The sequence below is a fragment of the Claveliimonas bilis genome (genome assembly GCF_020892095.1).
GTDB classification, from domain to species: domain Bacteria; phylum Bacillota; class Clostridia; order Lachnospirales; family Lachnospiraceae; genus Claveliimonas; species Claveliimonas bilis.
On record NZ_AP024845.1, the window covers coordinates 953,827 to 979,431 of the forward strand.

The following is a 25,605-nucleotide window of genomic DNA, read 5'->3' on the forward strand; positions in this document are numbered from 1 at the left end:
TAGCAGTCAGAAAAACTATCATCTAAAGGAGATACAAGTATGCCTGTATTTGATTTTCGCAACGAACCCCAGGGTGCAGACATTTCCGAATGTACCTACTCCATATTTTATTCCAGCGAATCGCTGCCTACGCCTGAAGCTCCTATTCTTATACTGGACAACCGGCAGAAGGACTGGAAACATCACTCCTGCGGCGTTTTCACCAATCCGGACAAGCGCACCGCATTTGAATTTGACGAAGAGGACGGAACCGCCAGCGCCAACATTTTAAAAATAGACGCCCGTTTTGTCCCCCTCCTCCGTTGGCTGGGAGAAAACCGCATCCACGTAAGGCTCTCCGGGAAAAATCTGGCAGACGGATATGCTGTCTATAAGATCCGCGAGATCGCTTTCGGAAAAGGAACCAAACTTTCCGCTGAGGATGGATTTCTTCAGTTTATTATTGAAAGACTGCTCTCCAGCGACGCACCGGAACCCGAAGAAGACGGTGCAGAGGAAGAGCCGGATGAAACCGGCGATGACATGAAACTGACAAGCCTGCAGAGCATTACGGATTTTATGACCTGTGCCGGCAAAACGCTGCCGGACACTATCCTTTTGTGGGCCAGAAGAAATCTTGCCGTCGCCCGTTCCCATGAGGTTACTCTGGAGGAACGCCGCCATGCTCAAAGAGCCCTTTCTATTGTTTTAAATATCAAATGGAAAACCAATTATTTTGAGTCCATTGACCCGGTGGAGGCCCGCCGGATCCTGGATGAAGAACTCTACGGAATGGAGCGCGTAAAACAAAGAATTATTGAAACGATCATACAGATCAACCGCACTCATACGCTTCCGGCCTATGGCCTTTTGCTGATAGGACCGGCAGGTACAGGGAAATCCCAGATCGCCTACGCAGTTGCACGTATTTTAAAATTACCGTGGACAACACTGGACATGAGTTCCATCAATGACCCGGAACAGCTGACCGGAAGTTCCCGTATCTACGCCAACGCAAAACCGGGAATCATCATGGAGGCTTTCTCTGCTGCTAGGGAGTCCAATCTTGTTTTTATTATCAATGAGCTGGATAAGGCGGCGTCCGGGAAAGGGAACGGAAATCCTGCCGATGTGCTCCTTACCCTTCTTGATAACCTTGGATTTACCGACAACTACATTGAATGTATGATCCCGACAGTAGGAGTGTATCCCATCGCTACTGCAAATGATAAAAGTCAGATCAGCGCGCCTCTCATGTCCCGTTTCGCTGTCATTGACATACCGGACTATACTCCGGAGGAAAAGAAGATCATCTTCTCCAGGTACGCCCTTCCAAAGGTTCTGAAACGTATGGGCCTAGCGGAACACGAGTGCACCATAACTGAAGAGGCTCTTGACGCCCTTGTCAATAAATATGTAACGACTTCCGGCATCCGTGATCTGGAACAGACCGCAGAACATCTGGCTGCAAATGCATTGTATCAGATCGAAGTGGATCATGTATCTGAAGTCGTCTTTGACGAAAAGATGCTGGGAGAACTGCTGGCATAAAAATGCACCGGTCTGCAGAGGGCGCAAAAAGCGCTTCTCTGTAAGCCGGCGCTGTCATTTATTCTTTTATATAGTGGCAGGCTGCCTTATGCCCTGACTCCACTTCACAAAACTGCGGTGCCTCTTCTGCACACTTCTTTGTGGCATAGGGACATCTGCTACGGAATGCACATCCCTGAAACCCTTCGGTCCGCACCGGCTGTTCCCCATCAAGAGCCTGAAACTTTCTCCCTGTAATATAGGGGTCCGGCACCGCCGCAAGAAGTGTCTTTGTATAGGGATGAAGCGGATGTTCAAACAGCCGTTCTGCTGTTGTTTCCTCCACCAGTCTCCCCAAATACATAACTCCGATCCGGTCTGAAATAAACCGAATGACACCAATATCATGCGAAATGAACAGCAGACTCAAATGAAGCTCTTTTTTCAGTTCCACGAGCATGTTTAAAATCTGGGCCTGGATAGATACATCCAAAGCCGAAACCGGTTCATCACAAACAATCAACCTGGGCTGTGTTATAAGAGCTCCGGCTATTCCAAGCCGCTGGACCTGGCCTCCGGATAATTCATGGGGAAACCGAAAGTAATGTTCCTCCGAAAGTCCTACTTTTTGCAGGATCGACAGCACCTTCTCCCGCCTTTTCCCATTGTCTTTTTCTCCATGAACTGCAAGAATCTCATCTAATATATCTCCTACGCGGCTCCTGGGATTCATAGCTGAAAGAGAATTTTGAAATACCATCTGAAGGTCTTTTCTGTAAGGGCGGAACTCCCGCTCACTTAGACCACATAATTCCTTCCCTTCACACAGGATGGATCCACTGTCTGCTTTTTCAAGTCCCACGATCGTACGACCAATCGTAGATTTTCCGCATCCAGACTCACCTACCAGTCCATAGGTCTCCCCTTCTTCCATGTACAAAGACAAATGATCTACCGCACACATGCGTTCTTTTGCTGCAAACAGCTTTGTCTTTTTTCCCCGCAGAGGATAGGTCTTTTTCAAATCTTTTATTTCCAGAAAATGTGGATTCATTTTCATGCCCTCCTCTCTTTTTCGGTATATTTCCAGCATCGGACTATATGTCCGGGTGCTGCTTCTACAGGCGGAGGCGCTGATTTTCGGCACTTTTCATCCGCATATGAACATCTGGTGCAGAAATGACATCCCTCCGGAATGTTGGAAAGAGACGGAACCGTCCCCTGTATAGTTGGCAGCTTTATCCCCCGCTTCACATGAAGATGAGGGATACAGGCAAGCAACCCCTGTGTATAAGGATGAAGAGGATTCCGAAACAATTCTTCTGTCCTTACGTCTTCCACAACCTGTCCCAAATACATCACTTTCACACTATGACAGAGCCTGGATACCGCTCCCATATCATGAGTAATAAACAGGACAGACATTCCCAGCCTGTCATTCAGTTCTTTGATCAGATGAAGAATTTGTTCCTGAATTGTCACATCCAGCGCTGTCGTCGGTTCATCTGCAATCAGAAGTTCCGGCTCACAGGCCAGCGCCATAGCAATCATAACACGCTGCTGCATTCCTCCGGATAGCTCAAACGGATACTTTTTCATATTGGTCGCAGGATCAGGTATCCCTGTCAGCCCCAGCATCTGAACGGCTTTCTTCCTGGCTTCCTCCCTGCTTATCTTTTTATGAAGAAGAAGCACTTCCTCAAGCTGACTTCCTACTGTGTGCACAGGACTTAAGGAATTAAGCGGATCCTGGAAAATAACAGAAATACTGTTTCCTCTGATATCCTGCATTTCTCTTAGAGGCCTTTTTAACAGATCTTCCTCATGGAAAAGGATTTCTCCTTCATAGCGCACTGCTGTGTCGTGATCCCGCAGACGAAGAACTGACTGCGACATAACACTCTTTCCAGACCCTGACTCTCCAACCACTCCGGTAATCTCGCCGGGATTGATACAAAGGGATACTCCATCTACAGCCGGAAGCCATCTTTTGTGTACCGGAAACAGAACGCGCAGATTACGTATTTCAAGTATTCTTTTTTTCTTGTCTGTTTTCTTTTGTTCCATCACTTCTTCTTTCCTCCTTTCACTCTCGGATCGAGGAAATCTCGCAGGCCGTCTCCGAGAAGATTGAGACTAAGCACACATAGTATGACTGCCGCTCCCGGGCAGATCATCGTCCAGGGCGCTCTGGAAAATACCATTTTACTTGCCTCCAGCATATTTCCCCAACTGGCTGCCGGGGCGGGGATTCCTGCCCCAAGGAAACTCAAAGAAGCTTCTGAAATAATTGCCTGTGCAAAAATGAATGACGCCTGCACAGTAAGAGGTGAAATCACTCCCGGCAAAATCATCTTCCACAAAATGCGGAAACTGGAATAGCCCTGCACTTTTGCTGCTTCCACATAGGTCTGCTCTTTTATGACAAGAGCGCTTGCCCGCACAGTTCTCGCCACACTGGGACTGTAAACAACCGTGAGCGCTACAATGACATTCCAGCTTGAGGTACCCAATGCCGCGATCAGAGCAATTGCCAAAAGAATGCCCGGGATCGCTATCAGCCCATCACAGATCCTCATGAGTATCTGATCCAGCACTTTAAAATAGCTGGCATAAATTCCAATAATAATGCCCAGCACACAGGAAAAAACTGCCACACAGCCCCCTACCCACAACGACACTCTGGCACCATACATCACTCGTATAAAAAGATCCCTTCCAAATTCATCTGTCCCAAGCAGATACTCTCCCCCTGGAGGCTTCAGCCTATTAACCACATCCATAGCGTCCGGATCTACCGGATGAAAAAAGGGAACCAAAATTGCCAGAAGAAGAATTATGACAAAGCCGCAGGCTCCGATAATGAGAGCCGGACTGGCCAAAAGTCTCTCCTTCCTAAGCTGGCGCTGTTCTCTCAAAATAGCCTCACTGGCTTTGGATATACTTTTTCTTGTCAATATCATTCTTTCCCCTCCTACTTCCGGCCGGGCTGGAGCCGCGGATCCACAAAACCGTAAAGAATATCCACAATCAGATTCACCAGCACATACAGCAAAGTTACAAAAAGAACAACCCCCTGGATAACAAAAACATCCCTTCTGTTAATAGAGGTCAGCGTCAGCATTCCAAGGCCGGGAATGTTAAAAAGAGTCTCCGTTACTATGGTCCCTGTAATCAGACTGCCAAAGGACTGCCCTACCGCTGTAAGGATCACCGGAGCCCCGTTCTTCAGTGCATAGCGCAAAACCACACGGCTCTCTTTTAGTCCCTTTGCTCTTGCAGTCTGAATATAATTTCTATACAGCACTTCCAAAATCGAAGAGCGGGTCATTCTTGTCAGATATGCCGCCTGAACGATTCCAAGCGAAAGAGCCGGAAGAAAAATATACCTTAAATGTTCTCCAAGCCCTTCAGAAAGCGCCGCATACCCGGCGACCGGAAACCATTGCAGATAAACACCGAAAAACAGCATTAGAAACATACTAAGCAGGAACCCCGGAAGAGCCGCCCCAAGAAGGGATGCCGATACGCAGGTCACATCAAGGGCCGTTCCTCTTTTGTATGCCGCCAAGATACCAAGAGGAACAGATAAAATCAGGGCAATGATCTGCGCCAGTACGGCCAGGCTAAGGGTCGGCAGAAAATATTCGCCGATTGCCTCTGTCACTGACTGGTGGAGAAAATAAGATGTCCCCCAGTCTCCTCTTAAAACATTTGTAAACCAATCGATATACTGCACAAGAAAGGGCCTGTCAAACCCCAGCTCTGCATTCAATTCATTAATCTGATCCGGCGTTGCCTCCATCCCAAGAAGAGCCGTTGCCGGACCTCCCGGTATCATATATACTACAAGAAAAATCACACAGGAAACGACAAACAATACCGGGATCAGTGATAAAATTCTTTTCAAAATATAAGACAGCATATCCGCTGCTCCTTTCCGCCGCCGGCTTCTTTCACCTATCTGCCGCAGCTTTTTTCAGAGTGTGTATCCTCCTGAATACACCAACAGCAGCGGACTGCGTAAACGCACCCCGCTGCCTGCTATTTTTATATCTGCTATTCTGTAGCTGTTACTCCCCAGTAAATTGGGAAACGAAGATAATTATATCCTGTCACATCTTTGTTCATCGCAATTACACCTGTGTAATGTCCAAGTACTGTAGCAGCCCCATACTCATAGAGGAATGTCTGCAGATCTGCCCATGCTGATGCCGCCTCTTCATCTGACGCTGCAGAGCGGATTTTCTGAATCCCTTCTGCTACTTCCGGAGCATTCAAACCTGCCCAGCCGCTGTCAAGAACAGAGAGCTGGATCGGAAGCATATTGTAGGAGTTGCTTGTAATAAACATATCAAACTGATTCGGGTCTGCACGGTGCTCCATAAAAGTGCTGAAATCATATGTCTCCACTTCCGCATTAATACCTGCCTGCTTCAGATTTTCCTGTACGACAAGTGTAGCGTTGTACATCTCCGGATAATCCTGTGTTGTCACAAGAACAAGTTTTTCGTTATTATATCCGGCTTCCTCAAGAAGTTCTTTCGCCTTTTCTATATTATTCTGATTGTAATATTCACTGCCTGCATCTGTTCCCCACTGTGTATCTGCCGGATCGGACCATCCTGCATTAATCTCATAGAGATCAGCATTCCCGTAAGCTGCCATCATAATATCATCGCAATTCAGCGCTGCCAGGATTGCCTGCCGCAACGTCTGGTTTGCCATTACCCCCTCTGTCGTATCAAGGAAAAGATTCAAGGTACCTCCCTTATCTACATTCAGGGTCAGATTGCTGTCAGCGGACAGTTCTTCATAATTGTCAACAGGGATTTCCTCTGCAATATCATATTCACCGCTCTGCACACCTGCAATACGAGTGGAAGCGTCTGTCACCACGTCAAAATAAAGTGTGCCTGTAGCCGCCTGCTTTTCTCCTGCAAGTCCGCTTCCCTCACCCTCTGACGGCTGATAATCCTCATAAGCCTCCAGCTTTACATATTGATCTTGTTTCCACTCGGAAACCTTATAGGGACCTGTACCGATATACTCATCAATGCCCTCTGCTGTTGCAGTCTCCACAACTTCAGCCGGATAAATTGCCGCTGCCTGAATCGGACTTGCCAGAATCATAATAATGTCTGATGAAGCCTGATTTACATTCAAGTCAACCGTGTAATCGTCTACTTTCTCAAAGCTGGATCCTCCAATTAATGTATTTGCTTTGGCAGATACCTCCAGCCAACGGTTCATAGAAGCCACAACATCATCCGCGGTCATCTCTTCCCCATTATGGAATTTTACTCCTTCACGGAGCTTAATGGTGTAGACCATACCATCCTCACTCATCTCATAGGATTCTGCCAGCACCGGTGTAGGTTCAAAATCTGCATTCATTGCAAATAATGGCTCATATACATGGGCTCCAATGCCTCCTACAATGTTAGAGTTAATAGACTGTGGATCCAGAGAAGGCGGATTGGCAGAAATCGCTATATGCAGCTCCTCCTTCTTTGCTCCAGATGCGCTTTCCCCTGCATCTTCCCCATCAGAGCCTGATCCGCCGCATCCGGACAAGAGAAGAGCCATGCTCATAGTCAACGCTGCAGCTCTTGACCACATTTTTCTTTGCTTTTTCATGTGTTTCCTCCTTTAACATACATTTTTATCATGTGTCATTTATGTTATCTGACAGAGCAAAAAAAATCAAATTGATATTTTTTATACTCTTATATGTTTTATCTATATGTGATAATGGAAGAAAGAAAAAATAATAAAACGATAACTACCTTCTGCCTTTAAAGATCCTTCCGCACATTTCCCTGCATCAGCACCTAATAGACTGCTTCAGCACACGAAAGCCTCCCCAGAAGCCGGCAGTAATCCCCCGCAAACGTATCTGCCATTTCCAAAAGTTCGCACTCTGTAGGGTCAAGAAGGACGCGTATAAACAAGGCATGCTCCATCATGATCTGATTCCAGAACAGTTCCGTCTCCCGGATATTATCCAGCGGCATACATCCTGCAGGAAGTCACCTCCCTCAGTATCTGCTTTTTAAACATAATGAGGCCGCTCAACAGCTGCAGAACACGCTGATTCAGCTGGCATATCTGCCATATCATTCTTTCATCTATGTCGCCGGGACAGCCAGAGCGCAGTTTCTCCTCTGCCTGTGTGATCCGTGAATCAATAGGAATCTGCGTGAGCCGCTCTGTCTGCTGTTCTGCTCTCATTGTAAATTCTGTGAAAACTTCTCCGGAACACAGCACATCTTTTCCTGCCATTCCGTCTGAAAGCCGCACCGTCTGCCACAGTATTTTTTCAAATTCTTCCCGGTACCAACTGGCCTTGTTTCTGCACTCCCGCTCCCCTGCCGGAAAAGCCGCCTGAAGGAACAAAGCGTGCTCTTTCATAATTCGTCCAAAGAATAATTAGGTTTCGTTTGTCTTCGTAACTTCGTCACAGAACTTTACGCATCAATCTGCAATAATGTAGATACCAAAAGAAAAGGAGGAATCCACTATGAAATTTCATCTTAACGAACGATTAGTTGAACATATGAAACAAAACGACCGCCAGAACATCCTGATCACCCCGTCCATGTGCCGCACATGAGGCGGCCCCCGCTTAAGCATATCGGCAAGGTTTGTCGATTCAAAACAGACAGATGCTCTGAAAGAGCAAAACTTCCTCAGCTTCCCTCACGAATTTGGAGAAGTCCTGATCCGCCGAACCCCGATGCAGGCAGACGAAACCGTCAGATTAGGGCTCTCCAGATTTTTCAAACAGATTACAGTAGAAGGTATTTATTCGGCATAGATACCAAAAGAAGCACAGGGACAGACATCATCTGCCCCTGTGCTTTTCTTTCTTTTTCTGCTGTTTCAGTTCAAACTTACGTACTTTCTCTGCTTCCCGCCTTTCCCTGCTCACAGTCTTACGTTCCGTTTTCAACTGCTCCTGCTGTAATTTCAAAGCCTGCTGCGATTTTGTGCCTATTCCTTCATTCTGCATCTCTTTTCGCACCTCTCGCTGCAACCGTTTCGGATTACGGCCGGCTTTTCTTACACTAGTTGCCACAGCCGGACTAAATCGCAGATGAACGTAATTTTTCAGAACAAACTCGTAGATCTCATAATCTCTCGGCTCCGCTCCAAACGTAACCTTACACGCCGATAGTTTTCCCTCTGAGCTTCGCTCAAAAACACCTACCCAAAATGGTTCCTCAAAAAATACGGTCAGCCTGTCTGATACTTTGTCCATGACAAATCCTCCTTAAATAATTGTGATACACAAAGAACGGACGACCCTAAGGAGGGAGGGTTACTTACACCTTACGGTGCGGCCGGGCTACCTACCGGCTCTGCAGGAGAAATTCTCCTGCGTTGCGTTTTTATCTTTGTATCCTGAGTTTACCATAATATTGGTCGTCAATCTATAACGATTTCCAGCTTATAACATCTTTGATCCGTGTTTAAGGTTTTGCTTGTGCACTGTCATAAATGTGGTAGAATACAGACATAGCTATGATTTACCGGTCTGTCCTATTGGAGGAAGAATATATGGGAGGTCTGTCCATGAAAAATTTTCATCGGAAAAATTTATTATTTTCCCTTGGTGGACTAAACTGCGGCTTATGCCCTATGAATCTGAACCATTATTGTTCCGGCTGTGGCTGCGAAGATGGTAACCAGACCTGTGCCATAGCAAAATGCAGTCTGCAGCACAGGAAGATATATCCTTAAAGCTTCGCAAGAAAAGGTAACTGTATCTATCTGATTTTATACTATCTAAGGGGGAATAAGAAATGGAACACACGAAAAAAACTGTCACTGTATTTGAGAAAACTGAAATTTCTGAACCAGCTTTATTCAGCCCGTCCGATACCACAAAAAGGATAGAAAATTTTCCCGAAATATGTGTCTCCACATTTTCTGAAGCAATCATTCAAAAATTTTCTTCCTTAAATACTGCTGTAAAAATAGCTGAACTTTATACCGCAAACGGCATGATCCCGGTCTACAAAATCCGCTATAAGGATACAGAGATTGCTTTTTATCTGTCCAGAGTCGGCGCGCCTGCATGCGTCGTTGGTTTTGAAGAAGTTGTTGCCATGGGCGCAAAAAAATTTGTTCTGTTTGGCTCCTGCGGCGTATTGGATGACGACAAAGTGAAGGATCGGATCATCGTTCCCGTTTCCGCCGTTCGTGATGAAGGAACAAGCTATCACTATGTGGCTCCTTCTCCGGAAATTGAAGCTGATTCCCATTCCATTCAGATATTAGAAAACGTCCTGAAAAACTGCGGTTACCCCTATGTAAAAGGCAAAACATGGACTTCAGATGCCATTTACAGAGAAACGATTCCCGCCATTCAGGAGCGCCGTAGGGAAGGCTGTCTTGCAGCGGAAATGGAATGCGCTTCCATGCTGGCAGTCTCAAAATACCGGCGGATCCCATTTATCCAGTTTTTATATGGAGCGGACAATCTTAGTTCTGATAAATGGGAAATCCGGGATCTTAATCTGTATGGCCTTACCAATGCAGAAAAATACATGGTCCTGGCTTTTGAATGCGGACTGGCTTTGTAGATCTTCCTATTGGATAAAAAACAGACCTCAAAGGACGAATCTTTTAAGGTCTGTTTTTACATTATCCTCTCTGTACAAAATACTGAAAATATCCGATTACTATTTTACCAGTCTCTGCCATCTCTCATCATCTTTTAAAAATCCATAACTTTCCTCATCCTGGAAACATTTCAATAGATTTTTCTTCATTTCTACAATAAAATCTTCTTCTACTTCCTTAAATTTCATATGCTCATAAAGAGGGGCTTTTCTGAAACTTCCTATTTGTTCCACACAGGAAAGGATTTACTGCTGCTGAATTGTCCTGGAACCATAAAGAATCCCTCTTGTTTTTATCTATCATTGCTTATAAAAATCTTCACATAAAAAGGCAGGTACCTCAAATACCTGCCCTGCAACTACTGCTTCCTATCCTTCTGCCCTTTAGCGGTTCCATTCTCATTGGCGTTTCCCTGTCCATTTTTCTGTCCGTTTCCTTGCCCGTTTTCTCGTCCGCTTCCTTTCCCATTTCCTTGCCCTTTTCCATAGTCAGCAGAACTAGAATTCGCGCCAGACTGCTCCTCAATCATATCTCTGATTTCTCTCATAGTAAGATCACGTATATCATCTACTGTAATTTCTGGATTCATTTCATGCAATTCAAGGTATGCACGATATTTTCCAAAAGAAATTCCGGCTAAATGTGCCTCTTCAACCTCTGCTTGATCCACCATGCAATAAATATTTTCTATATCTATACCCGTTTCATCAGAGATACATTCTCTCATTTTCTCTGCATTCTTTTCCCAACCACTTGTCACTGTAATCTCCAGAAGTTCATCTGAAGCAATACAGGATTTTATTTGCTCATTATCCAATATACTATTCACTGCATCTGCATAATTCGAATGATTGACAGACAATTCATCTGCAAGTGCGACACCGTCAGCATTATAGCCTTTCACATCAATCACTTTTCCATATATATTAACCTGCAGTTCAACAGATGGATTGACATCAATGCTAATTGCCGCTGCCGGTATTGTATAAGAAAAATATCCTCCAGCCGCCAACACTAAGGTTAATATACAAGCTGCCGCTGTAGCAAACCTGCGCACACTTCTTTGTCTTGTTTTCCCAAAACTTTCCATATGATGATAAATTGCAGTTCTAGTATTTTCTTTTAGAGAATCGTCGGCATGAATCTGTTCAAACGCCGCTTTAACTTTGTTATCCAATTTCATAGCCTCCCAACTTTTCTTTCAGTTTTTCTCTGCTACGTGCCAGCAACGTATATATGGTATTAACATTCTTCCCAAGCATTTCACCAATCTCCACCGCTGAATACCCTTCGTAATAGTACAAATATACTACATCTTTATATTTCTGCGGCAAAGTCAGAACTGCTTCCAGTACCTCTCTATAATCCTCTTTCTGTTCATCCGAAAGTGAAACAACTTCTTCAAGTGATATCGTTTTCCTTCGAAAAATGCTTTTCATAAAATCTTTACATTGATTTATCGTTACCCGGATCATCCACGCCTTTTCATGTTCCTTACTTTCAAATAAAATGGAACTAAGGGCATATTTCAAAAAGACCTCCTGAAAGATATCCTCAGTATCAGAGCTATTCTTTAAATGCAATACACAAATTCTCTTTACGGTATCCGCATACAGATCAATGGCTTGATTTACTTCCTGTTCGCTCCGCATATTTCTCTCCTAACTGGTCTTTGTAAAACATCCAACCAAATTTTTGATTTCATACAAACCTCCGCCTAGCATCGGTATACAATTACGCGTTCACTAATAATACGATCCTAAAAAACTAATCCTTTCATTTTCCCAAAAATTTTTTAGCTTTTTTATGTGCCTTCTACATTTACGAATTCATATGCTTTATATTCATCATCTCTGTTATAACTGTAATAGCGTATGCTTCCCCAATTGAAGAATCCAGGGTAAGATCATAATTTTGTGCGTGCCCCCATATGCGATGTGTATAATAAGCATAATTATCAGAACGGCGCCTGTCCATTTTATGTATCTTTCGAAGTGCCTCCTCTTCTGTAAGGTTCTCTAATTTCATGATGCGCTTTTTACGCACTTCTTCAGGGGCATGCAAAAAAACTTTCAATGTATTGGGGCGGTTACGAAGTACATAGTCTGCACAGCGGCCAATAATAACACAACGCCCTTTTGCTGCAAGATCACGGATTACCTTTCCCTCAGATTCAAAAATTTCATCTCGCGGGGATTCTTTCGTATCCGAATAAATGTACATCTGATTCATCAGATCATACAAAAAGCTATTGCTCATATTTTCCTCTTTATTCCGAATAAATTCCGGATCATATCCGGTAGAACCGGCTGCCATCTGGATAATTTCATTGTCATAAAAGTGATATCCCAATTTCTCTGCAAGTGCTTTTCCGATATCATGTCCCCCACTTCCAAATTGGCGGCCAATAACAATAACCGGAAGCTCTGCTGCATCGCCTTTTCCCCATCACTACTTTCGACTTGTTTTTGAGATTTTCCAAATAACATCTCTTCAAGGAACGATAACTTTCTCCCAAACAAACGGGCAATAAAACCTACAAGAAGAGCAGCTATGATCGTACCTTCTCTGACTCCGTCTAGACGATGGGCAAATAAAAAAGAAAGTCCTGCCGCTATAACGGTAAGGGATACATCAAATGCAACTTTCGTAGTCCCAAATTCTGTTTTCCATGTGGAAGAGACAGCCCGAACAAAGGATTCTCCTGGAAGCATAGCTACATTAGCCAGCACTTCTGTATATACACCAAATCCTAAAATCAGACAGCCAATAAGAAGATACAGAATACAGGAGATATAGTTACTTGGTTCCACAAAGAAGAGCATCACCATTGTCAAGTCAATAAAATATCCAAACAAAATGGAAATCGGAATTTGGAGCAGGTGCTCTGCCTTAAAATTGCGGCGCAATATTAAAAACTGCAGCAAGATCAGTAATAAACTAAAAGCAATTGTAAACTGTCCCAAAGTAAACGGGAAATTTAAGCTAAGCACATATGGGATTGACGAAATGGGGGATGTACCCAGATTCGCTTTCGTAATCAGGCTGACACCCAATGAATTAATAAACAGTCCGATCAAAAATACAGTATAACGCTTGAGTTTTTCCATGATTATGCTTCCTTTCCAACCATTGTATTATGATAAATTTTTATGAAAAGTTCCATAAGGATTGTACGTTCTTCATCTGAAAGTCCACAGAAAGCCTGTTCCTCCAGTTCCATAAAAGCTTCCGCAACAGCGTGGGCCTGCTTTTTCCCTTTATCAGTCATAAAAACATAATAGCTCCTCCGGTTTCCATTCATCATGCGCCGTTCCACCAAACCATTTTCTTCCATACGGTTTAACAAAGTAGTCAGTGTCCCAGGTTCAATATGGCATCCACATGCAATATCTTTCTGCCCTGCCCCATCATGAGTCTGCAGATAGTCCAGAATTTTAGGCTGCCCGATGGTCAGTCCCAATCCTTTTAGTTTTATTAAAAGTTCTTTTTGGAACATAGAATGTTGTGCCATAACAAGATAATGGAATGAAAAATCCATATACGATTCTCTCCTTTCTACTATTTAAAAAACGTAAAAAATAATTTGAATTCAAATTATTAGAATTCAAATTATTTTCAATATCTATCATATATTATTTTGAAAAAAATTGTCAAGCAAAAAATATTCCGATTTACTTTTCTACACAAGGGAACAGTAAAATTAATCGAAAGTATCCTTCCTTTTCTTCTACAATACATTTACCCCCCATTTTTTGCATCATGTTTTTTATATTCTGTATTCCAATGCCAGTGCTCTCTGGTTTTTCTTCCAAATTCCGAATCTTGTTTTCAAAGAAAAATCCAGCCATACTTCCTTCTTCCACTGAACAAATTTTCACTGGTTCAGAACGATCCGCATATTTTTCAATATTCGATGTCACATTATCCAAAATTCGCATAATATAATCTGTTGAAATCCGCAGCAGACCATCTATCCATTTAACCTGAAATATGACCCGAAACCCTTGCTGTTCCAAATAACTACAAGTATCAGAAAACAGATCATAAAATAAAACTTCATACTGCTCCAACTCCTCCAGTTCAATTTCTCTCTCCCCGGCAATTATGGAATACTCAAAAAGGTGATCTGTCAACTGCTTCATTCGTTTGGCTTTTTGTTCTATCTTATTTAGATATGCAAAAAGCTGCTCTTTACTTTTGTATTTCCCTTGTTTTAAAATTTCTGTATACAACATTATGGATGTTACAGGAGTTCTTAAATCATGAGACATTTCCGTTACGATTCTCTGATTTTCTTGTGTCATTTCGGCTTCTTGCCGAATAAGATTTCGAAAAGAAATCCTCATACTGTCCAATCCCTCCGCTAATGCGGTCAGCTCATCTTTTCCCTTTATCGTAATCTTATATTCCAGACTTCCTCCCTCTAAAAGCTCAATCTCTTCACTAAGTTTTCGTATATAATCTATTTTTTTTCGAATTCCCAGAAGAACAAATACAAGAAAAAATATAAATGAGATACCCAGCTCTCCTATTATAACATAATTATAAAGCTGATAGGTGTAAGCTCCCGTAATCGTAACTTCTGCTGTTCCATCTGCAAAATTAACCTGATAGTAGCTTTCCCATGCATAGCCTTCTACTGTAATCTCTTCTTCCCATATTTCCTCGCCCGGATATTCAGAGTTATATACCTGTATATCGTCTTTATATACCTGAATAAACAATAACTGCTGTTTTTTTACCCATTCATTTAATTTGTGTGTGTCTCTGGTAGCAATCTGCTCTTGATTTACATATTCCTGAAGATCGTCCACATATTCTTGATTTTTCTTTTCAATATAATCTGTCTCTTGTAAATAACGTTCAATCACATACTCTCCGGTAAAATCAAAAACAAAAAATATAACTACTGCCCCAAATGTTGCAATAAGCAATAAACGTAAAAGCTGTGTATAAATTGAATTTCTCCTATTCGTTTCCCACGTCAAACTTATACCCCTTTCCCCATACGGTTTTAATGTACTTTGGAAACTTTGGATCCTCTTCTACCTTTACCCTAAGTTTTCGAATATGTACCATAACAGTACTGTTACAGGAATAAAAATATGGCTCATTCCACACATTTTCATAAATATTCTGTGCAGAAAATATTTTTTTTGGATGACGCATCATAAGAAGAAGCATATTATATTCAATATCTGACATCTCTTTTTCCACACCATTCACATACACCTCATTAAATGATTCATGTATCCGAATACCTTGGATTTCCAGATAAGGCTCCTCTTTTTCTGTCTTTCCCCCATTCCTTCCCATATAAATGTTGTAACGTCTCATCAGTGCCTTTACCCTTCCTAGAAGCTCGGCATAGGAAAATGGTTTTGGCAAATAGTCATCTCCACCTGCTATTAAACCAATCAATTTGTCTGATTCCTGTGCTTTTGCTGTAAGAAACAATACAGGAACATTGGAAATCTTACGAATTTCTTCACAAGTCCTTAATCCGGACATACCTGGCATCATAATATCTAATATCACCAGATCTATATTCTCATCCAGGAGTTCCAGTCCTTTTCTTCCATTTTCTGCCTCTATGACTTTATAATTTTCACTCTCTAATAAAATACGAATCCCTTCTCGAATATCCGCATCATCTTCCACTATCAATACTCGCTCTTTATTCATTTCCTGGCTTCCCCCCTTCTTCTAGAAAACTTCCTATCTTTTCTCCCATATGAACTTCTATTTCTTGTTTTCGACGGAACTGATCCTGTATTATTTTTTCAATTTCTATTCGGTTTTTCTCTAACAATACCACAATCGTAGATCCCCCAAACTCAAAATAACCTTTTTCTTGTCCTTGTACTATTTTAGTTTCTCCTGGATAGTTATGAATTTTCCCAACGAGAAGCGCTCCAATCTCCATTTGTACCACACGTCCAAAATAGTCTGCTTGTATTTCTGTATGCTCCCGGCTATTTTCCAAAAAAACTGGAACGGATGTATAAGCAACTGGACGCACGCAATGGAGCTTCCCTTCTATCTTCCTAACTCTTTTTCTTGAACCATTACAAATATAGCAGTATCTATGGTAATGTTTAGGGGTCAGCCGAAATATCAAGCACTTGCCTCCTTTGAAATGTTCTGCTAATTCCTTGTCTTTAAGCAATTGTATCAAATTATATTCTATATGCTTTATTCGATAAATACTATCCTTGTCAACAGGATATATACTTAAAAATCCATCACATGGACTAATCAAATGTCCTGGTGTAATATCGATTTGCTCTACGCATCGCTTACGTATAAAAAAATCATTGAAAGACTCGTATCTCTTTTTTTCATATTCCTGTAAATTAATCCGGTTTCTCCTTACAAACAAAGGGATAAGCCACCTGGAAATCCGGGAATTGAGAAATACTCCTACTTTCTTCGACACCCGTGGCTGTACCACTATTTTTAAAATACTTCTTCCCGGAACTGTGTGGTATAAAAATCGGATCAGTAAGGTATCTCTATTCATACGTCTAATCCCAATCCTAATAATAAAATAGCAAATTCTATGATTCCCGTAAATAAAATCCCTATTTTCCCCGCCATATATGGCTTTTTTATTTTAAAAGGCAGTACAAATGCCACAGCCATCATAATAAGCGCTATCTGCATCACTGCCGTGCAGTCCAGTTCACTTTGTATCACATAACAAGCTGGAATAAAAATTGCAGCGGCAGTCACTGGAAGTCCCAGATACCATGTCCGCTTTCCTCCTTCTATTTCCTGCCTTTCCTCTTCCATTACATTAAAATATGCCAACCGAATCAGTGCAGATAATACATAAAAACCGGATACAAAAAAAGCCATGTAATTCTTGCCGCTGATGCTATACACGAACAATGCAGGAAGTACCCCAAAACAGATCAGATCACTAAGGGAATCGATCTGGATCCCAAATCGTTTTTCTCGTCTATTTCTTTGCTTTGTTGATGCAACGGTCCCATCAAACATATCACACATTCCTGAAATCATCAGACAGATGGATGCCTCTCTGTATTTTCCTTCCATAATGAACACAATTCCTGTAAAGCCTATAAATATGCCTATATAGGTGAGGATAACCGTATAATCATAGTACCCGCATATCTTTTTTCTTTCTTCCATCTCTTTTTATCCTTTCCCGTCAGCTTTCAATACCTCTTTTCTTTTAAATAGTAATGACGCCAGAAAATATAAGGCTATAAGCTAATATGCACCAGGGTTTTCCCAAAATAATAATTGTTGTAAATTTTCTGGTGCTCATATTTGTAACTCCAGTAAAATAGCAAAAATAATCATCCGGAAACAAGGGTAATATCATACCAAGCAACAGAATGGTGGTATAGGATTTACTTTTAGCCGCCCAGTTTGCCCACTTCTGATAGCGTTCTCCTGGAAACAAATGAGTAACCAGCCCTTGTCCATATCTCCGCGCCAATAAAAATGCAGCAAGAGAGCCTAAACTGATTCCAATGTAGTTGCACCAAAATCCTCCCATCCATCCAAACATAACTGCTCCCACAATGCATCCGAAAAATCCCGGAAGTACAGGCAGTACTACCTGTGCTGCCTGAATGGCTGTCAGTACCAGCGGCGCCATTATGCCAAACCCGGCTACATACTCACGTAGAGTTTCTACTGAATGGAACTTTCCGTCCAGATATGCTTTAAACAGCAATGCACAAAGCACTAAACATATGAGAAGAAGCATTCCTGTCATGCCTTTTCCCCATTCTTCAATTCGCTTTCTTCTCATTTATATTCATCTCTTTCAAATGCGCTTCTGATTTTTCTATATAATCTTTTTCTGCCTTCTGCCATCCCACATATCTTTTTTCATTCCTCCGATCAGGAAGATCATACCGTGTACTTAAATATTCTCCAAGATATTGTGACACTTTCTTTGCACCTGACAAATTCAAGTGATCCCCCTTATCTAAACTGTCGGTTGCCCAATCTGTTCCTACTTCTTCAAGTTTTAAATTCATATCCAGATATTCCAAATCATGTTCTTTCGCATAAGCCGCAATACTGTTATGTCTTGAATAATTGTAGTTCAATGGTGATGGTGTACTGACAAGGAGCAATTTTGTCCTGTTTTTCTCGCACAATTTTATAATACTTTCCATATATTCTATTACTGCATCCGGCATCTGCACTTTCTGTTCTGTTTCAAACATATATGCACCTTTTTCATATGGCTGTACAGCACATCGGAAAGCAAATCCTTTATAATTTTCTTCCGGATACTCTTTATCTATTACGAAAGATTTCCAGATATCATGTCCTCTAAAAACCGAAATATAATGAGTCCCCCACTCTTCCAGGTTTTCTTTCAGGTTCGTCAGGCCATTTTCCATGGCTCCCCGAAACATGGTATTAGTTTCCAGAATAACCAGTTTAGGGGACTGTGATGCAAAAGCAGTTTCAAGAACATGGTACGTTTCCTGTATCCTCTGCCCTGGCTGCCCACATACATAAGCTGTAATCCCTTGATCCTTCCATAGTTCCAGTGGAGATATGGCTGAATAACTTAGGCTGTCCCCCACTACAATCACATCAATACTGTCTCTTGGTTCCCTCAAAATCCGAAAAATACTTTTATTTCTGCTATGTACGAGATTATCATTTTCAATAAATGCCTGTTCTATTTTTTCTGATACGCCCATTAAAATCCCAATTAAAATTGCAAAAAACACAATGGTTTTTGCCACTCTTTTTCCAATGCTTTTAAAATCCTGCATAAATCATATCCACCTGCTGATATCCAATTCCATAAGCTCCAAAAATTATAATAGCCAAAATAAGCGCGTAATAAATCGCCCATCTGACTGGAAGATGTAATTTCCCCATTCCTTCCTCCAGCAAATTCTTTTCTTTTATGATTCCAACTACAGCTACAACTATGCAACCTATCAGGATGGCCATATAATCTGCCTTATCCAGCCCTAAATTCAACAATGTCCCATCCCATAATCTCTGTACCTCAAAATTCTGGAACATACTTCGGAACATCCGCACTCCTGCACGCAGACCATTGGCCCTGAAAAATAATTCCCCGGTAAAAATGATGACCCATGTTTTCATGATCTGCATCGTTCGATAATAAAAAGCCTGTTCATTAAGATGCAATAGCCTCACTGTTTTCATTCGTACCGGTTCCAATGCAATTCCTGCAAGAAGAATAGTAAAATAGTACATTCCATAAAAAATGTAACTCCATTTAGCGCCATGCCATAAGCCATTACACAACCAAACTGGAAACAGACAAAAGGCTGAAACACCTAATTTTGTTATGTATTTTCCCAAATAGGCTTTTCCAAATTTATTCCATTTCTTTACAAGCACCGATACGGACACTGGATAAAAAATGTAAGTTTTGAACCACACTCCCAGTGTAATGTGCCATCTCCGCCAAAACTCCGCCGCATTTCTGGAAGCAAAAGGCTGACAAAAATTTTCCGGAAGAACCACTCCAAACATCCTGCCGCTCCCAATGATGATATCCATACAGCCCGAAAATTCCATATAGAGCTGCACTGTATAAGCTACTGCCGCAACTGCGATCATAACGCCATGATAATTTTCATAATGCTCAAAAACCGCCTGTACCAATATAAAGAGCCGGTCAGCAATGATCATCTTCTTAAACAGTCCCCACAAAATCCTGACACTTCCTTTGGACAGGTTCTCTCCTTTAAGAGGATTTCCTTCCCATAGCCTATCTGCCGTCTGGGAATACATACTGATCGGACCTTCCATAATCTGCGGAAAGAACCCCAGAAACAAAGCAATTTTCCCCGGAGGCTGCTCCAAGCCATTGATTTTCCCCCAATAAACATCTACTATATATCCAATGGCCTGTAATGTATAAAAGGAAATCCCTATTGGAAGAATGAGCACTTTTGCCTGCAGTGCGAACTCACTTCCTGCTGTCTCAAGCACACGATTCACATTTTGTGCAAAGAAATTATAATATTTGAGATAAAGCAACGCCGATAACAGCAGGATAATACCTCCTGCCAGTATCATTTTCTCCCGCCTTTTATACTGTTTCTTTATCTGATTACGCTCTTCTCCCGGCGCTTCTGATACAGCCATTTTACATTCAAGTTTTACTGAAGATATCCATACGCCTATATAGTGGGTAACTAATGTTGTTCCTATTAGATAGAGAACCAATTTTCCACTGATGCTCCAGAAAAATATATAACCGGAAAGTACCAAAGTTACCCACCGTACCTTTTCCGGCGTCAGTTGATAAGCAAGAAGTACCGCTGGAAGAAAGAGGAATAAATATATTGACGTATGATATGCCATATCAATTCTCCTTCAATCTCTGCACCATATCCCATATAGCATTTACCGAATTAAGATTTTCAGGACGCATCTCTGAAGCTTCTATTTCAATATCAAATGCATCTTCCAGTTCTGATATAAGAGAAATAACACCAAATGAATCCAGAATCTTGCTATCAATCAATGCGCTTTCATTTTTCCAATCAATACTGTCATCAATTTCCATTAAAATATTCATTAAAGTTTCCATTATAACTCTCCTTTTCCATATTCCACTCGTATGTTTCATATTTGGTCCTTACCAATTTCCATCCCGTTTCCCTGCTATAAAGTGCAATCTGCGGCAATTCATGACTTAAGAAAAGCGCCATGCCCTCCGTCATTGCATAGGCACCAGCCCGCTCAAAAATCAATACACTTCCAACTTGCAGCCCTGCAATTTCTGCTTTTTGCATCAATATGTCATTTATCGTACATAAAGACCCGCATACAATGTATTCCTGCTTAGAGCCGCCTTCGTCCCCTGGACTTACCTGAAAATTGGGGCAATACATTCCTTTGATCTGTCCGTCATAATTAATCTGATGGATTCCGCCGTCCACGATGCAATAATTCTTCCCATTATTTTGCTTTATATCTTTTACACTGGTCAGATAATACCCGCATTTTGCTGCAAGGGCACGCCCCATTTCCAACACAATATTTCCACGCCATTTCATATTCTGGATGGCGTCTGTCATTATACTGATATCTTCTCCTAACGTGTCCTTATGGCCTTGAAAGTATGAGACAGCAATTCCGGGACCGTATTCCAGCTCTTCTATCGGCAATCCAGATGCTTCCACCTCTCTTAAAAAGCTGTCCAGATATTCTAATTCCTTCTTCACCTTCTCCATGGTCTTTTTCTGCGTCCCTGAAAAATAATGAATTCCCCTGATTCTAAGGAATGGACATTGGTGCCTTATAGAAATCATCTTCCATATTCCCTTTTCATCCATTCCAAACTGATTCCCACTTGTCAGTCTAAGATATACTTGGATTTCTTCTTTATTTTCCTTGCACCATTCCATAAATATCTGAAATTGTTCCGGTGATTCAACGGTATAAAAACAACCACCCCGATAATAAGTAAGAATTTCAAGAATATCTTCTTTTTTCTTCAGTACCCCTGATATCAGTATTTTCTTAGCATCGATTCCAAGTTTCCGGCAAATTTCAAACTCTCCCATAGAACAAACTTCAATCCTGTCAACCACTTCTGCCATTTGCTTTGTCAGAAATGGATTCGCTTTCATAGCAAAACAGATATCAGCACTCCCCTGCAGTTTTTGTCGAAAAAGCTCCACCGATTTTTGCATTTCATCTATATTAAATACGTAAAGCGGCGTACCATATTTGGCAATTCCTTGTTCTAATATTTTTTTATCCATTTCATTCCCCCAATTTCTGCCGGAAAAAGCCCCGATCTGTTTTTCCGTTTTTGTTTAGCGGCATTGAATCCGTTTTTACAATTTTATGGGGAATCATATAAACTGGAAGTTTGTGCTTCATCTTCTCTTTGATCTCATCCGCATTGATATTCCCCAGATAAAATGCTACTAGCCGGTTTCTTTTTTCATCCATTAAACATACTGCTCTGTCCAGTCCGCTGATTTGTTCCATTACACATTCAATCTCTTCCAACTCAATCCTATGTCCCATATGTTTGATCTGGAAGTCTTTTCGTCCGGAAAAATAAAGTTCCCCATCTTTCCCGTAATAACCCAAATCGCCGGTTTTATAGCATCGGCTCTGTCCTTCTCCATTCTTTGGATAGAGTATAAACTTTTTCTTTGTTTCCTCTGCATTATGGTAATATCCTTCTGACAAGGATTCACCGGAAACACAAATTTCACCGATTTCCCCAAAGGCCGTGATTTCTTTTTCATTTTCGTCCAAAAGAAATACTTTTCTGCCTGGAAATGCTCTGCCGATAGGAATTTTCTCTCCATCCGGAATCATTTCTTCCACTCGATAGTATGTGCAATTACAGGTAACTTCTGTAGGACCATACAGATTAACAAATTCTGCCCAAGGCAGGGCCGACTGCCACATTCGAAGCTGCTTCACCGGCATAACCTCGCCACTGAAAAGTATCTTCTTTACTGTATGGGGAATTTTATAAGAAAGTCCTTTTAATACCGCTACAAGGCTAAGCGCCGATACCGCCCATATAAGTGCAGTCACTTCTTTTTCACACAGATAATCCAGTAAAACCGGAGGGGTAGAAAATATTTCTTTTGGAAGAAGGACTAACGTTGCCCCGGTAAACATACTCGTATAAATGTCTTTTACCGAAACATCAAAGTCAAACGGAGCCTGATTTCCAATTTTGTCATAAACTGTAAAATCAAATATCTGCACAAAATGGGATATAAAATCTATAGCCGCCCGGTGGCTTACCACAATCCCTTTCGGAGTTCCGGTAGAACCAGAAGTAAAGATTCCATACAATATATCCGTATCTTTACTACGTTCCCGTATTCCCCGCAGTAATTCCCAGTCTTCCCTCTCCAACATACCAATTTCTATCCGATAAGTATCTCCCTTATAATCTGTCTGCTTTAATATTTCTCCGGTTGTTTCATTGATTACAATAAGCTCCGGTTCCAGTACGTTTAAAATTTCTTGTATTCTCTTTGCCGGCTGCGAAGGATCGATCACTACATAAAATCCTCCCGCATATATGCTTCCAAACATAGCCGCCAGTGTAATAGCTCTTTTCTCAGCCAGAATAGCCACCGGTTTCCCTGGGGAGATCCTTTTTGCAAATGCTGTACCCATTTTTCGGGATATTTCTCCCAGCTCCCTCCACGTGAACACAAACTTTCCATCATCGACTGCCGTATGATGGGGATACATCATTTCCGTTTTTTCTAAATATTCCAGAATGTTCCACATATTATAATCCTTTCAGAAAAATGGACTGCACGTCTTCATACAGCCCATTTATAAGTAATTATTCTTTTTGTCTTTTGTTACTGAACTGTTTTTTTGGAATTTTGTGTACTGTTATTATTCTTTGTGCTCTTCTTCGTAGTATCCTTTTTGGTAGTATCCTTCTTCTCGGCCTTCTTTTCTGTAGTATCTTTTTTATCTGTGCTGTCTTTTTTATCAGAATCCGTTGTCTTTTTCTGATCCTTTTCGGCGGAATTCTGTTTCTTAGCTGCATCTGTCTTCTCTTTCTTTTTGGATTTGGAAGAAGAACTCTTGTTAGTACTTTTATTGTCCTTTGTATCCGTCTTCTTATCCGTTGACTGCTCTGTTTTTGAAGCGGGAGAATCCGCTTTCTTATCTTTTCCCTGGCATGCTACCATACCCATGGCCATTACACCAATTGTACAAAACACAACTCCTTTCTTAATAATTCCCTTCCATGTTTTTTTCTGTAAATCATTCATCATTTGTCTGCTCCTTTTTGCAAATTTCAAAAGCTGTTTTCTTTTGATAGGTTCATTATGGCAGTCATATCTTAATGGTTCCTAAATGAATTCTAAACAATTCTAAAAGCCTTATTTTGAATATAAAAAAGTCCTTCACCGCTTGATGAAGGACGAAATATTCACAAATAAATTTATGTTATTACTGATTGACTAACTTCTGCCACCTCTTGTTATCTCTTAAAAATCCATAGTTTTCTTCATCCTGAAAACATTTCTTGAGGTTTTCTTTCAAATTTGAAATGAAATCTTCTTTTACCTCTTTAAAGTCCAGATGTTCATATAAAATCGATTTTCTGAAATCTCCAATCTGTTCTGCACTTGAAAGCATTTCTTCCATCACAGTGATAACAGAATCGGCATCTTTTTCAATCGTTGCAATTTCAAGTTCACTCGATATTTCATAGTATTTTCCCATTTCAAAGCATCTGGCCAGCTCCTTTTGCTTATCTGCTAACCAACGCGCTTTTTTTCTGTTATTATGCTGTAGCGCAAGCATATACATTCCATGCAATTCCATGCTTGATCTCTGAAAATCAGAAAACAAAAGTTCCTCATACGCTTTATACGCTTCCCTGATTCGACCTGTTTCAGCATAAATCTGTGCCTGTTTTCTTTTTCTTTCTGGATTCTGAACAGAAAAATATTCCAAATATTTCTCTGCTTTATCATACTGTCTTTTTCTCATATAAAATCCAACTAACAGATCGGCAGCCCTAATTCGGATTGTTTCATCTGAACTATTTAATGCACGGATATACAAAGAACAAATATATTCCTCATATTCCCTGTCTTGTGGAATTCCCTTCATCAGACGATGTGAATCGAATATAACTGCAATATTCAAGAGCAGCTGCTCACAATTTGGATATTGTTCCACCATTTTCTTTGCCCACTGAAATGTCTCCTCATAGGATTGTTCTTTTAATTTCAAATCTGCCTCACAAACAATTTCATTGATTTCTTCTTGTGTCAACTCTTCACGAAATGACAACAATGTATCTAATGAAATTCCTAATAATCTGGCTATCGGTCCCAAGAGAGTGATATCCGGATAAGAATTTTCATTTTCCCATTTATTTACCGCAGGAGCTGTCACTCCCAGCCGCCCTGCCATTTCTTCTTGTGTCAGATTTTTGATTTTTCTGTATTTTCTTATTACTTTACCTAAAGACATATGAACATCCCCTTGTGTTATTTTGCATCGGCCTTTGCTAATATGATCATATCAGACAAACACACTCCCCACAACTGAACCTCCGTTAAATAAAGCCCATAAAAATTAACCATTATTCACATTTTACATAAATATGGGGCAAAGCCGCAGCCATGCCCCATATTCCATACTCTGTTCCAATAGTCCAGCTTTATTCAAATTCCTCAAAGTCATTGTGCAATCGTGGTATTTCTGGCGGATTTTTCGCAATTCTCGTATCCATATTATACTGTTTTTTAGGGGTATTTTGAGTACCCACAGGTTTTAGTACCATAATAGTTCCACGGTTCCTTTTCTGTTAAAACTATATTTACAATGTCATTAAAATCAGTCTATAATTTTCAGCTTCATTTTTCGCCTCACTTTTAGCTTCATTTTCTGAGGCTGAAAAATTCAGATTTTTTAAGGATAATGGTAAGCTCCTCTTGGTCAGAA

At 41.2% G+C, this 25,605-nt stretch carries 27 protein-coding genes and 2 pseudogenes; 3 read left to right on the top strand and 26 right to left on the bottom strand.

Annotated features, from left to right (window positions below):
• Window positions 1–39: 39 nt before the first annotated feature.
• Complete coding sequence (locus EUBC25_RS04825; protein ID WP_230107060.1) at window positions 40–1,530, top strand: AAA family ATPase; 1,491 nt, start codon at window positions 40–42, stop codon at window positions 1,528–1,530.
• Window positions 1,531–1,588: 58 nt separating this feature from the next.
• On the opposite strand, the gene EUBC25_RS04830 is transcribed toward EUBC25_RS04825, so the two are convergent.
• From EUBC25_RS04830 to EUBC25_RS04865, 8 genes are all read right to left on the bottom strand, one after another.
• Window positions 1,589–2,563: an ABC transporter ATP-binding protein gene (locus EUBC25_RS04830; RefSeq protein WP_230107061.1), complete on the bottom strand. Its 975-nt coding sequence runs from the start codon at window positions 2,561–2,563 to the stop codon at window positions 1,589–1,591.
• A 2-nt stretch (window positions 2,564–2,565) separates the two neighbouring features.
• Complete coding sequence (locus EUBC25_RS04835) at window positions 2,566–3,576, bottom strand: ABC transporter ATP-binding protein (RefSeq protein WP_230107062.1); 1,011 nt, start codon at window positions 3,574–3,576, stop codon at window positions 2,566–2,568.
• Window positions 3,576–4,472 carry an ABC transporter permease gene (locus EUBC25_RS04840; RefSeq protein WP_230107063.1) on the bottom strand — a complete coding sequence of 299 codons (897 nt, stop codon included), beginning with the start codon at window positions 4,470–4,472 and terminating at the stop codon, window positions 3,576–3,578. The genes EUBC25_RS04835 and EUBC25_RS04840 overlap by 1 nt, the downstream gene beginning before the upstream one ends.
• Before the next feature lie 11 nt (window positions 4,473–4,483).
• Complete coding sequence (locus EUBC25_RS04845; RefSeq protein ID WP_230107064.1) at window positions 4,484–5,434, bottom strand: ABC transporter permease; 951 nt, start codon at window positions 5,432–5,434, stop codon at window positions 4,484–4,486.
• A 134-nt stretch (window positions 5,435–5,568) separates the two neighbouring features.
• Window positions 5,569–7,149, bottom strand: coding sequence for an ABC transporter substrate-binding protein (locus EUBC25_RS04850; protein WP_230107065.1), 1,581 nt, complete (start codon window positions 7,147–7,149; stop codon window positions 5,569–5,571).
• Window positions 7,150–7,343: 194 nt separating this feature from the next.
• Entirely contained in the window at window positions 7,344–7,526 is a 183-nt protein-coding gene (locus tag EUBC25_RS04855; protein WP_230107066.1) for a DUF2935 domain-containing protein, read from the bottom strand.
• A complete protein-coding gene (locus EUBC25_RS04860; RefSeq protein ID WP_230107067.1) occupies window positions 7,513–7,923 on the bottom strand; it encodes a DUF2935 domain-containing protein in 411 nt (136 codons plus the stop codon). Before EUBC25_RS04860 ends, EUBC25_RS04855 begins: the two co-directional genes overlap by 14 nt.
• Window positions 7,924–8,356: 433 nt before the next feature.
• A complete protein-coding gene (locus EUBC25_RS04865) occupies window positions 8,357–8,773 on the bottom strand; it encodes a YjdF family protein (protein ID WP_230107068.1) in 417 nt (138 codons plus the stop codon).
• Between the two features lie 314 nt (window positions 8,774–9,087).
• Here EUBC25_RS04865 and EUBC25_RS14985 point away from each other — a divergent pair.
• Both EUBC25_RS14985 and EUBC25_RS04875 read left to right on the top strand, forming a co-directional pair.
• A pseudogene (locus EUBC25_RS14985) lies at window positions 9,088–9,237 on the top strand (DUF3795 domain-containing protein); the annotation flags it as partial.
• A gap of 80 nt (window positions 9,238–9,317) precedes the next feature.
• Complete coding sequence (locus EUBC25_RS04875; RefSeq protein WP_230107069.1) at window positions 9,318–10,100, top strand: nucleoside phosphorylase; 783 nt, start codon at window positions 9,318–9,320, stop codon at window positions 10,098–10,100.
• Between the two features lie 99 nt (window positions 10,101–10,199).
• Here EUBC25_RS04875 and EUBC25_RS14840 read toward each other — a convergent pair whose 3' ends face one another.
• From EUBC25_RS14840 to EUBC25_RS04960, 18 genes and pseudogenes are all read right to left on the bottom strand, one after another.
• On the bottom strand, window positions 10,200–10,328 hold the full coding sequence (locus EUBC25_RS14840) for a hypothetical protein (RefSeq protein WP_255682349.1): 129 nt from the start codon (window positions 10,326–10,328) through the stop codon (window positions 10,200–10,202).
• A gap of 170 nt (window positions 10,329–10,498) precedes the next feature.
• Window positions 10,499–11,323 (bottom strand): anti-sigma-I factor RsgI family protein, encoded by an 825-nt coding sequence (locus tag EUBC25_RS04880; RefSeq protein WP_230107070.1) that lies wholly within the window; start codon window positions 11,321–11,323, stop codon window positions 10,499–10,501.
• The gene (locus EUBC25_RS04885) at window positions 11,310–11,792 is read right to left on the bottom strand and encodes an RNA polymerase sigma factor (protein ID WP_230107071.1); all 483 of its coding nucleotides are present in this window, start codon (window positions 11,790–11,792) and stop codon (window positions 11,310–11,312) included. The genes EUBC25_RS04880 and EUBC25_RS04885 overlap by 14 nt, the downstream gene beginning before the upstream one ends.
• 169 nt (window positions 11,793–11,961) lie before the next feature.
• Window positions 11,962–12,555, bottom strand: coding sequence for a cytidylate kinase-like family protein (locus EUBC25_RS04890; RefSeq protein WP_311135889.1), 594 nt, complete (start codon window positions 12,553–12,555; stop codon window positions 11,962–11,964).
• A 161-nt stretch (window positions 12,556–12,716) separates the two neighbouring features.
• Window positions 12,717–13,250: pseudogene (locus EUBC25_RS04895) on the bottom strand (YczE/YyaS/YitT family protein); the annotation flags it as partial.
• A gap of 2 nt (window positions 13,251–13,252) precedes the next feature.
• Entirely contained in the window at window positions 13,253–13,681 is a 429-nt protein-coding gene (locus EUBC25_RS04900) for a MarR family transcriptional regulator (RefSeq protein WP_230107072.1), read from the bottom strand.
• Between the two features lie 133 nt (window positions 13,682–13,814).
• Entirely contained in the window at window positions 13,815–15,014 is a 1,200-nt protein-coding gene (locus tag EUBC25_RS04905) for an ATP-binding protein (RefSeq protein ID WP_230107073.1), read from the bottom strand.
• Between the two features lie 97 nt (window positions 15,015–15,111).
• Window positions 15,112–15,828 (bottom strand): response regulator transcription factor, encoded by a 717-nt coding sequence (locus EUBC25_RS04910; protein WP_230107074.1) that lies wholly within the window; start codon window positions 15,826–15,828, stop codon window positions 15,112–15,114.
• Window positions 15,821–16,525, bottom strand: a complete 705-nt coding sequence (locus EUBC25_RS04915; protein ID WP_230107075.1) for a phosphatidylserine decarboxylase — start codon at window positions 16,523–16,525, stop codon at window positions 15,821–15,823. Before EUBC25_RS04915 ends, EUBC25_RS04910 begins: the two co-directional genes overlap by 8 nt.
• Before the next feature lie 137 nt (window positions 16,526–16,662).
• Window positions 16,663–17,301: a CDP-alcohol phosphatidyltransferase family protein gene (locus EUBC25_RS04920; protein ID WP_230107076.1), complete on the bottom strand. Its 639-nt coding sequence runs from the start codon at window positions 17,299–17,301 to the stop codon at window positions 16,663–16,665.
• Between the two features lie 43 nt (window positions 17,302–17,344).
• Window positions 17,345–17,932, bottom strand: a complete 588-nt coding sequence (locus tag EUBC25_RS04925; protein ID WP_230107077.1) for a TVP38/TMEM64 family protein — start codon at window positions 17,930–17,932, stop codon at window positions 17,345–17,347.
• A complete protein-coding gene (locus tag EUBC25_RS04930) occupies window positions 17,913–18,920 on the bottom strand; it encodes an SGNH/GDSL hydrolase family protein (protein WP_230107078.1) in 1,008 nt (335 codons plus the stop codon). The genes EUBC25_RS04925 and EUBC25_RS04930 overlap by 20 nt, the downstream gene beginning before the upstream one ends.
• Window positions 18,907–20,496 (bottom strand): MBOAT family O-acyltransferase, encoded by a 1,590-nt coding sequence (locus EUBC25_RS04935; RefSeq protein ID WP_230107079.1) that lies wholly within the window; start codon window positions 20,494–20,496, stop codon window positions 18,907–18,909. The genes EUBC25_RS04930 and EUBC25_RS04935 overlap by 14 nt, the downstream gene beginning before the upstream one ends.
• Window position 20,497: 1 nt before the next feature.
• Window positions 20,498–20,725 (bottom strand): acyl carrier protein, encoded by a 228-nt coding sequence (locus EUBC25_RS04940; protein WP_230107080.1) that lies wholly within the window; start codon window positions 20,723–20,725, stop codon window positions 20,498–20,500.
• Window positions 20,691–21,905: a diaminopimelate decarboxylase family protein gene (locus EUBC25_RS04945; RefSeq protein WP_230107081.1), complete on the bottom strand. Its 1,215-nt coding sequence runs from the start codon at window positions 21,903–21,905 to the stop codon at window positions 20,691–20,693. The genes EUBC25_RS04940 and EUBC25_RS04945 overlap by 35 nt, the downstream gene beginning before the upstream one ends.
• 1 nt (window position 21,906) lies before the next feature.
• On the bottom strand, window positions 21,907–23,415 hold the full coding sequence (locus tag EUBC25_RS04950) for an amino acid adenylation domain-containing protein (RefSeq protein WP_230107082.1): 1,509 nt from the start codon (window positions 23,413–23,415) through the stop codon (window positions 21,907–21,909).
• Between the two features lie 77 nt (window positions 23,416–23,492).
• The gene (locus tag EUBC25_RS04955; protein ID WP_230107083.1) at window positions 23,493–23,918 is read right to left on the bottom strand and encodes a hypothetical protein; all 426 of its coding nucleotides are present in this window, start codon (window positions 23,916–23,918) and stop codon (window positions 23,493–23,495) included.
• Between the two features lie 178 nt (window positions 23,919–24,096).
• Entirely contained in the window at window positions 24,097–25,131 is a 1,035-nt protein-coding gene (locus tag EUBC25_RS04960) for a helix-turn-helix domain-containing protein (protein ID WP_230107084.1), read from the bottom strand.
• Window positions 25,132–25,605: the final 474 nt, after the last annotated feature.